At 39.0% G+C, this 2,817-nt stretch carries 3 protein-coding genes; all 3 read right to left on the bottom strand.

From position 1 onward, the window contains the following. Positions 1-87: 87 nt before the first annotated feature. On the bottom strand, positions 88-627 hold the full coding sequence (locus tag E1176_RS02845) for an RNA polymerase sigma factor (RefSeq protein ID WP_155209067.1): 540 nt from the start codon (positions 625-627) through the stop codon (positions 88-90). 160 nt (positions 628-787) lie between these two features. Next, the gene (locus tag E1176_RS02850) at positions 788-1,708 is read right to left on the bottom strand and encodes a universal stress protein (protein WP_155209068.1); all 921 of its coding nucleotides are present in this window, start codon (positions 1,706-1,708) and stop codon (positions 788-790) included. A 67-nt stretch (positions 1,709-1,775) separates the two neighbouring features. Then, positions 1,776-2,817, bottom strand: a 1,042-nt coding sequence (locus E1176_RS02855; protein ID WP_155209069.1) for an aminotransferase class V-fold PLP-dependent enzyme, incomplete at its 5' end; no start/stop codon positions are given.

Consider the following 2,817-nt stretch of genomic DNA (forward strand, 5'->3'; position numbering starts at 1 on the left):
AGGTACTTTATGTATATTTTGTTTTTTGATATCTTCTAGCTTCATATCTCAGCACTTTTTTGTTAGATCAATCAAACATCAAAAGGTTTAATCGACACTTAATAATTCCTCAATTTTTTTTACTGCATGATGATAGCTGGCCTTTAAAGCACCCACACTTGTTTCAGTAATATTGGCTATCTCATCATATTTCATGTCATCAAAATACTTCATGTTAAAAACAAGCCGCTGCTTGTCGGGTAGCTTCAGCAAAGCCTTTTGCAGTTTTATTTGTACCTCATCTCCATCTATGTGCGATGAAGAGTCAAGCTTTTTGTTGAGTTCGCCCTCTACATCGCCTATAGGTAAAAAAAACCGTTTTCTCTTTTTGTTAAGAAATGAAAGACACTCATTGGTAGCTATCCGGTAAATCCAGGTGTACAGCTGTGCGTCTTCTCTAAACTTGTGTATGTTGTTATATACTTTTACGAATACATCCTGCACAAGATCGTTGGCATCGTCATGGTCAATTACCATCTTTCTGATATGCCAATAGATCTTTTCCTGATATTTACGTACCAACTGGTTAAAGCCGAAATTTCGACTTTCCTCATTGAGTAGTTTTTCTAGCAGTTCTTTATCTTCCAAGAGAAATAACGAATAAGGTTCGGGGCTTAGACTCTCGCTTCTTCCAAAGGTTTAATATAGAAGAAAAATTTTTCTGAAATACTGCGAAAAGGCCTAAAAACAAAGAAGCCCCACCCCGTAAAGGGATGAGACTTCCTGCTTCTTTGTTTGGTTTATCTTTCTAAAACTCCCTCAGTGTCTCGAGTAGACCGGCATTCCTACCTTTAAATCTTACCACTAGCAGAGGGTGATTCATTTTTTCGTTTACCATTTTCTCGGCAAGACTGCCAAGAAAGAGCGCTGCAGCCGCAGTGCGACCTTTTGCTCCGATCACAATAAAATCAGGGTTAATTTTATCTGCAAAATCATAAATATCACTGGCCAGGTTGTCGTTGGTATCCAAAGAATACTCTTCTGTAATGGAAACCCCCCTTGTGTCAATCTTTTTCATGAACTTCTGAAATGCCTCCTGCGAGTTTTTCTTCATAATCTCGGCAAACTCCTGGTAAGTTTTGCCCGTATAATGATACCCGGCAGGCACTGCATATACATTCTGACAAACAACTTCGGTGTCGAGACCGGTTTTCTTTACAAAATCTATAGTTTGCTCAACCGCTAACTTGGCGTGATTAGAAAAGTCAATGGGCACTAATATCTTATCTGCCTTTGGTTCAACATTTTCAGGTATAATCAACAAATTACAATCGGCCCTTCTCGCCAAACGAAGCGTGGTTACGCCTGTACCGTCTAAGGTTTTTTTCTGGCCAATTATGATTAAATCGATGTTTGATTTGCGGGCTTCTTCCAATAACATCGGGGCCTGGCCCTTTTTAACAACTACTTTTGTCTTTACTTTCTTTTTAGGATTGAAATGTTCTTCTATACTCTGACTGATCAATTCTTTCCTTTCCTTGAGGGCATTTTCTGCCAAGTGAGGAAACTCTTTTCTTACCTGAGTAGGTATGGTAAGGTTTCTTACCATATTGACAAAAGTAATACGCTCTGCCGAAGAGTTATCGGCCACAAATGATGCGTAGCGTATGAGCGTTTTATCAAGTTCAGAGGTGTCTAGTCCTACTAGTATTTCTTTAAAAGGTTCCATCAGTTGGGGTTGCTAAAATTTCTTGCAAAGTTAATGTTATGTCTAACAATTAAAATGTTTACGAAGTTTAATATTTTGCCTCTACGAGTCGATCAGCAATCATTTCGATATGCTCTTTACTGTGTGTAGGAAAATTGGCAATACGTATATGTTTACTTTTGTTTTTCCCATATCCAGCGCCTAAAATGAGGCCTATTTTTTCGAAATCAGCTATGATTTTTGACGAATCTACTGAAGATACTGCTACGGGTGTGGTTTTAGATCGATGCACGGGATTTTCTACCAATGGTGTAAGGTAAGAAGCTTGCTCAAACGCCTGATAAAGAACAGCTGATTTATAATTTGTTTCTCTTATAATTTGATCAAGACCTTTGTTCAGCATGTCACCTGTAACCTTAGCGAGTAAGTAGAGGTTCAATACATTTGGTGTTTCCGGAGTCTGATTTTTAACTGCTTTTTCTAGCATCACAGGTATGCTATGATAGCTACCGATGGATCCGCCTTGGTTTAGAATCGATTCAGCCTTTTCGATACACTTGTTATTTATAATCCAAACGCCAAGTCCGGCAGGTAGTCCAAAGCATTTTTGCACAGAGAAATAGGCCGTATCAATTTTGTTGTAATCAATAGTCACGGCAGGTGCAGCAGAGACCATATCGACAGCAATTAATTGATCTTTAAATGCCTCCCTAATCTTATAAATATCTTCCAGAGGCTGACTAGCTCCCGTGCTTGTCTCGTTTTGAGTAAAAGAGATAAGTTCAGTTGTTTCCGGTATCAGTAACTTTTCTATATCAACCACAGCCCCCTCATTAACTTCTGTACTCATCGCATTTTTACCTAGTTGTGCTATGGTCTGTTGAAAACGCGAAGAAAAAGCACCATTCACTAAATGGTAAGATTCATGAGAAATCAAGTTTTGCCCGATGCGCTCCCATATCTCAGTGGCAGATGATGTGAAAAGCACATGATGATCGTCACCAAGGCCTAATAGACTTTTAAGGTTAGAGACTGCCGTGCTGTAGATGCTTTCAAACGCCTTGCTTCTATGAGAAATAGAGGGGATGTTATCCTTTAAAGCTTGTTTGAGATGACCTTCTACAGTAAAG

The sequence above is a fragment of the Fulvivirga aurantia genome (genome assembly GCF_009711475.1).
GTDB classification, from domain to species: domain Bacteria; phylum Bacteroidota; class Bacteroidia; order Cytophagales; family Cyclobacteriaceae; genus Fulvivirga; species Fulvivirga aurantia.

Coding starts and splice junctions, on each gene's coding strand:
- E1176_RS02850 (WP_155209068.1), bottom strand. CDS start 1,708: ATGGAACCTTTTAAAGAAATACTAGTAGGACTAGACACCTCTGAACTT.